Origin of the sequence: Bartonella queenslandensis AUST/NH15 (assembly GCF_000312585.1) — a bacterium.
GTDB lineage: Bacteria > Pseudomonadota > Alphaproteobacteria > Rhizobiales > Rhizobiaceae > Bartonella > Bartonella queenslandensis_A.
Genome location: NZ_HE998012.1, coordinates 118105 through 125214 on the forward strand (window position 1 = coordinate 118105; position 7110 = coordinate 125214).

General features: G+C 41.6%; 2 protein-coding genes and 3 pseudogenes. 4 read left to right on the forward strand and 1 reads right to left on the reverse strand.

Features of this window, described 5'->3' with window-relative positions; all coding sequences use genetic code 11:
• The 4 genes and pseudogenes from BN338_RS10855 to glmM all read left to right on the forward strand — a co-directional run.
• Window positions 1-1042: pseudogene (locus BN338_RS10855) on the forward strand (tol-pal system protein); the annotation flags it as partial.
• 18 nt (window positions 1043-1060) lie between these two features.
• Window positions 1061-2548, forward strand: a complete 1488-nt coding sequence (gene tilS / locus BN338_RS08110) for a tRNA lysidine(34) synthetase TilS (RefSeq protein WP_039760838.1) — start codon at window positions 1061-1063, stop codon at window positions 2546-2548.
• Window positions 2549-2662: 114 nt separating this feature from the next.
• Entirely contained in the window at window positions 2663-4831 is a 2169-nt protein-coding gene (gene ftsH, locus BN338_RS08115; RefSeq protein ID WP_039760840.1) for an ATP-dependent zinc metalloprotease FtsH, read from the forward strand.
• Window positions 4832-5428: 597 nt separating this feature from the next.
• Window positions 5429-6786: pseudogene (gene glmM, locus BN338_RS08120) on the forward strand (phosphoglucosamine mutase).
• A 221-nt stretch (window positions 6787-7007) separates the two neighbouring features.
• On the opposite strand, the pseudogene BN338_RS13800 reads toward glmM, so the two are convergent.
• Window positions 7008-7110: pseudogene (locus BN338_RS13800) on the reverse strand (EexN family lipoprotein); the annotation flags it as partial.

A 7110-nucleotide genomic window follows, 5' to 3' on the forward strand; every position in this document is an offset into this window, starting at 1 on the left:
GAAAGCTTCTGATATTGTTGATAAAGCTGCTTCCAGTGCGGTAGAAAAAGCCACTGAGGCTGCCGATAAAGCATCTGATGCGATGAAGAAAGCTTCTGATATTGTTGATAAAGCTGCTTCCGATACGATGGAAAAAGCCACTGAGGCTGCCGATAAGGCATCCGATGCGATGAAGAAAGCACCTGATACTGTTGGGGAAGCTGCTTCCGGTGCGATGGAAAAAGCCACTGAGGCTGCCGATAAGGCATCCGATGCGATGAAGAAAGCTTCTGATACTGTTGGTGAAGCTGCTTCCGGTGCGATGGAAAAAGCTTCTGATGTTGCAGAGCATAAAGGGATTATTTTAGAGAATCAGCAGGTTTTATTTAAAGATTATGATTTAGATAAGCTTTTGCATAAAGTACGGATGGTGCTTGAGCATAACAATTTGCAAAATGTTAAAAAGCAGTTTCACCGGCTTTTTGATAAAAAAGACTCTTCTGTTTATTCTTGTTCCAGTGAAAAGGCTGCGTTAGATGAAAAATCTCAGACTGTAAAAGAAGAGATGGTGCAGGAGCTGAGCGCGGGTGGTCAGACAAAGGTTGCTGATGTGAAAGACCATAATGCGGAGGAAACAGGGGATCATTTTAAAAAAGCACATGACGTAAATGCTCATAGTGAAGCACATCAGAGTGACACTCTTGCTTCTTCCAAAGCTTTGTATAAGGAAGGTTATGATTTTATTCGTTCTGCCAACTATGTTAATGCTGAAAAAAGCTTTTGCGCTTTTCAAAATCGTTACAATAAAGATCCTTTAAGTGATGATGCTTTATTTTGGTTGGCTGAATCGTTGTTGGGGCAAAAACGCTATCATGAAGCAGCACAGGTTTATCTTACCGCATGGTATGCCGATAAAAAGAAACTCTATACCTCCGAAATTTTGCTGAAATTAGCAAGAAGTATGGTCGCTCTTGAGGTAAATAAAGAGGATTGTACTCTTTTTGCAAAAAACAAAAAACACCATCAAATGTTAGAGTCTGTGTTTTGTAAACCCGCAAAATAAGCAGCGAGGTCGTTTTGGGTGTGCGTTAGACTGGCAAGAGATCTCTTTAAAACATCGGATTTTATCCCGTGTCAGAAGGTGGTTCTTGCCGTCTCTGGGGGAAGTGATTCTTTGGCTTTGATGTTTTTGGTCAAAGAGTATTTGGAAACTCTCTCTATTCCTCCGGAAATAATTGCTGTCACTGTTGATCATCAGCTGCGTAAAGAATCCGCGCGTGAGGCAGAAATTGTTGCGGAAATTTGTCGTGATCATCACATTAAACATATCACTGTGCGGTGGGAAGGCAAAAAACCAAAGACACGTCTTGCTTCCAGCGCTCGTATTGCACGCTATGATCTCTTGGTTGAAGAAGCGCAAAAACAAGGCGCATCTCTTATTATGACGGGCCATACACTCAATGATCAGATTGAAACCTATCAAATGCGGTGTCAACGTCTCCAAAAGAGGAGGGGACCTTTGCACAGTGAAGTGGGTGGTATGCGTGGTGGGGTTTCTGTGGGCGATTTTGCCGGTGTGTTGCACGGTGAAGTTGATGCTATACATGGCAAAGCTTATGCCAAGGAAACGAGAAAAAATATGACCGAAAAAAGCGATGGGGTCCTCTATGAGCGCGGTTTATCCTGTATCCCGCGTGAGGCTTTGTTGCATAGACAAGTACGGTTGATTCGACCACTCCTTGGTGTAAAACGCCAAACATTACGGAACTATTTACGCTTACAAGGAAAAACATGGATTGATGATCCAACCAATGAAGATCGCAATTTTGAACGTGTGCGTGTGCGCCAATCTCTTTCTTCACAAAAGCTTGCTGATCTTGCTCAAAAAATAAATAAAGTGGCATGGCAGCGTCGTCGACAAGCACAAAATATTGCCGATTTGATTTTAGCTCTGAATATTACTGTTCGATATGGACGTTGTTTTATCGAAAAACCTGCACCATTTTTACAGAAACATTCCTGTTTTCCTTTTGTTGTGGGGCTCTTTGCTGTGTTGATGGGAGGGGGATTTTATTTGCTTTCCAATCAAAAATTAAGCACGCTTGTTCAAAAACTTTGTCTCAATTCTCCAGAAAAGCGGCGTTTTACTTGTGCTGGCTGTGTTATTGAATATAATAAAGAGGGTATTGCTTTGTGGCGTGAAGGGCGAAATATGAAAGAGGCTCTTGTGGAGCCAGATGAAACTCTTATATGGGATGGACGTTATCGCATCACAAATCATGGATCTGAGGCTATAAAGGTTGGAGCAGCAAATTTAAAACAGCTGAAATCTTTATTGCAAAACAGCAATTTTGATCTTGAAAAGCCTCATTTTCCCTCCTTACAATCACTGCTGATGCTTTCAAATGATAAAGGGTATGATATTCCAGAGTTGATTTCTCAAGCAATTATTCATAAAAATGTTATTATCAAGCGGATTATGGCGCCTTTCGATTGGCTTTCCTCACACGAGGATGCTGCGCTGGTGAGTGTTGTGGAACCTTTTTTTAATCTTGAGGTGAAAAGATAAAGAAAAATGACTCTAAAAGAGAATAAACCGTCTCTCATCTCTTGGCAAGGGGATGACAAGGTTATATGTTAAAAGGAACTGTTTGAAATATATATTTGATTAAGTGGGCTGAATATGAATTCCAATTACCGCTCTCTCCTCATTTGGGGAGTTATTGCTTTGATTTTGATTATATCGTTTTCTCTCTTTAATGGAGATAGTCAACGTTCTGGTGGTGGAGAACTCTCCTATTCTGAATTTTTGCAAAAAGTTGAGAATAATGAGGTGAAATCGGTGACCATTCAAGGTCAAAAATTAACAGGACAAACTGTCGAACATAGAACTATTTCAACTTTTGCACCACGTGATCCAGGTTTGATACAAAAATTGGAAAGCAAAAATGTGAATGTTAAAGCTATTCCTGAAAGCTCTGGAAATAGTATCTTCCTCAATCTTCTTTTTTCTTTGTTGCCTGTTATTATTATCGTTGGGGCGTGGGTCTTTTTTATGCGACAAATGCAAAATGGATCACGCGGTGCAATGGGATTTGGGAAGTCAAAAGCGAGATTGCTTAATGAGGCGCAAGGACGTGTTACCTTTAAAGATGTTGCTGGCGTTGAAGAAGCAAAGCAAGATCTCCAAGAAATTGTTGAATTTTTACGCGAGCCACAAAAATTTCAACGCTTAGGGGGGCGTATTCCACGCGGTGTTTTGCTTGTTGGCCCTCCAGGAACTGGTAAAACTTTGTTAGCGCGCTCTGTTGCTGGTGAAGCCAATGTGCCGTTCTTTACCATTTCAGGGTCTGATTTTGTTGAAATGTTTGTAGGAGTTGGGGCGAGCCGTGTGCGTGATATGTTTGAACAGGCTAAAAAAAATGCCCCTTGTATTATCTTTATTGATGAAATCGATGCTGTTGGACGTCATCGGGGGGCTGGACTTGGTGGTGGAAATGATGAACGCGAGCAAACCTTAAATCAGTTACTTGTCGAAATGGATGGGTTTGAGCCCAATGAAAGTATTATTCTTATTGCTGCAACAAATCGCCCAGATGTGCTTGATCCTGCTTTATTGAGACCAGGGCGTTTCGATCGACAAGTTGTTGTGCCAAACCCTGATGTTTCTGGGCGTGAGCAAATCTTGAAAGTGCATGTGCGTAATGTGCCTTTAGCCCCTAATGTTGACTTAAAAGTTTTGGCAAGGGGAACACCAGGATTTTCCGGCGCAGATTTGATGAATCTTGTCAATGAAGCTGCTCTTATGGCTGCGAGCCGTAATAAAAGAGTCGTGACGATGCAAGAATTCGAAGATGCAAAAGATAAGGTGATGATGGGGGCTGAACGTCGTTCAACCGCTATGACACAAGAGGAAAAAGAACTCACTGCTTATCACGAAGCAGGACACGCTATCGTAGCGCTCAATGTGCCGGTTGCTGATCCTGTCCACAAAGCAACCATTGTTCCAAGGGGAAGGGCATTGGGAATGGTGATGCAATTGCCTGAAGGTGATCGCTATTCCATGAGTTATCGGTGGATGATTTCTCGTTTGGCTATCATGATGGGGGGGCGTGTGGCTGAAGAATTGAAGTTTGGAAAGGAAAATATCACATCGGGGGCTTCTTCTGATATTGAGCAAGCGACTAAATTAGCACGTGCAATGATCACACGGTGGGGATTTTCTGATTTGCTTGGAAATGTCGCTTATGGTGATAACCAGGATGAAGTCTTTTTAGGTCATTCTGTTGCGCGAACACAAAATGTTTCTGAAGAAACAGCGCGCATGATTGATATGGAAGTGCGTAAGCTTATTGATGACGCTTATAAAAGTGCGACCAATATTTTGAAAACAAAGAGAAAAGAATGGTTTGCTTTAGCACAAGGCTTGTTGGAATATGAAACTTTAACAGGCGTTGAAATTAACGAGGTCATTGCAGGAAAGCCTCCTTCACGGACACAGAAAGATGAGGGTGTTGCACCGCGGGTTTCTTCTGTTCCAAAAACTGGAACAGTGAAGGCAGGGGATTCTGTGGTCGATGAAAAAGACGCTAAAATAGCGCCTAAAACAGTGCCCCATAAAGGAGAGACTGTTAAAGGTGAGGCAGGAAAAGCAGAGGAAGCTGTTGGGAAGAAAACAGTAAAATCCGGTGATACTCAATCCAAGAATACTGAGTCTAAAAAAGCTCAATCTGATAAAGCTGAGAAAAAGGCACCAAGTGCAAAAGGTACCACAAAATCAGTCAATCACTCTCAAAGTAGAAGTAATGCTGAAGAAAAGTCAAAACCTGCGGGATCTGATAAAGGAAAATAAGAGCCTTTTAATAGCTCTTGAGGGACTTACATTTTAGGCAACTTATCATTTTTGTGAGAAAGGCGCAAGCTTTGCTTGCGCCTTTGATGTCATATTGGTCAAAATATGGAAGCAAAAAATTAAGTAAAGCTGTTGTATTATAGCGACTTTAGCAGGGAATAAGGAGATTTATTACCTTGGGAATGATTTGGGCTGATGGTGTGAGGTTAGGCGATGGGTTCCCTTGCGGGTTTGTGCCAAGGGTGTAAGGTTAGGTGATGGTTTGCCTTGCGGGTTTGTGCCAAGGGTGTGAGGTTAGGTGATGATTTTCCTTGCGGATTTGGCTAAGGGTGTGAGATTATCTTTTGGTTGTGTTCAAGGGATGTATAAAGTCTTGTTAGGGAATGATATTACTTTATGTGTGAGATGTAGAAACATCATTGGTTGAGAGTGGTTTAGATGTGTAGAGGGTGAAGGATTTTTTATCATCTAAAAAGATGAAGGTTGAATTCAATGGTCTCATTTATATGGTGAGTATATGGTGCGGGGGGTATGGTACTGAGGGGTCTGTTAGCGTTTTAAAGAAGCCCAAGGGAATAAGTATAAAAGGAAATAGGCATGGTGCAAAAATATTTTGGTACAGATGGAATTCGGGGAAAAGCCAATTCATTTCCTATGACAGCTGATTTTGCCATGAAGGTGGGTATGGCTGTAGGGGTTTTATTCCGTTCACAACATCAATCGAGTCGTGTGGTGATTGGCAAAGATACGAGGTTATCTGGCTATATGTTAGAAAATGCTTTGGTTTCAGGATTGACTGCTGCGGGGATGGAAGTTTTTTTATTAGGACCCGTACCAACACCTGCTGTTGCAATGCTTTGCCGCTCTTTGCGCGCGGATCTTGGGGTGATGATTTCTGCTTCTCATAATCCTTTCTATGATAATGGAATTAAACTTTTTGGCCCTGATGGTTTTAAACTTTCAGATGCTATAGAAGCGAAAATTGAACAATTGATCGATACAGATCTTTCAAAGTCTTTAGCAAGTTCTGCTGAAATTGGTTCTGCAAAACGGGTCGAGGGGGATATTTATCGTTATATTGAATATGCCAAACGAACTTTGCCCCGCGATGTTCGCTTAGATGCTGTGCGTATTGTTGTGGATTGTGCTAATGGGGCTGCTTATAAAGCGGCGCCCCGTGCTTTATGGGAATTAGGGGCTGAGGTTTTTGCTATTCATGATGAGCCCAATGGGACCAATATTAATCAAAAATGTGGCTCAACCGATTTAAGCTCTTTAAAACGCAAAGTGCATGAAGTGCGTGCTGATGTAGGTATTGCTCTTGATGGAGATGGCGATCGTGTTCTTATTGTTGATGAAAAAGCACAAACGGTTGATGGGGATCAGTTGATTGCTGTGATTGCTGAAAATTGGCATAAAATGGGACGGTTGCGGTGCAATGGGGTTGTCACAACGATTATGTCCAATTTGGGACTGGAGCGGTTTTTGAAAGGAAAAGGGTTGGAGCTTATCAGGACAAAAGTTGGAGATCGTTATGTTGTCGATGCCATGCGTAAAAAGGGATATAATGTTGGAGGTGAGGCTTCTGGACATATTGTGCTCAGTGATTTTGGAACAACCGGTGATGGGTTGGTAGCTGCCTTGCAAATTTTAGCTTGTATGAAAGAAAGCCAAAGTCCTATGAGCCAATTGTGTAAACGGTTTGAACCTGTACCGCAAATCTTAAAAAATGTAACGATTAAAATAAAAATGTTCTGAAAAAAAATCCCGTCAAAACAGCTATTGATCAAGCAGAGAAGCAGTTGGGAAAAGAAGCACGGTTGGTAATCCGTGCCTCTGGGACTGAGCCGGTTATCCGCCTTATGGCTGAAGGTGATGCACGAGAAGTATTAGACACGGTCGTAACAGAGTTGATGGATATTATTACTCATCATGATGTCCTCATGGGTGCCTGAGCTTTAAGAAATCTTGAATGCTGTAATGCAATGTAGATTATACAAGACGCTTTAAGCGGATTACTTAAAGCCAATGAAAGCTTTGTAATGAAGTCATTCATTATTTGCATGATAGGTCCCGTTAACATATCTTCTATTGTGGTAAAGCAAGTTATTTTGTCGAATGTCATTGCACGTCCATTCTATCAAATATGATCATTTCTGATTCAATTATTATCCTGTTGTTGTTGAGCTTTAGCGCGTTCTTTCGCTTTTGCTTCATATTCCTTTTCAAGTTCAAGCCCTGCTAACCTTAGGTTTTCACAATTTTTTGAAGTCCCTGCG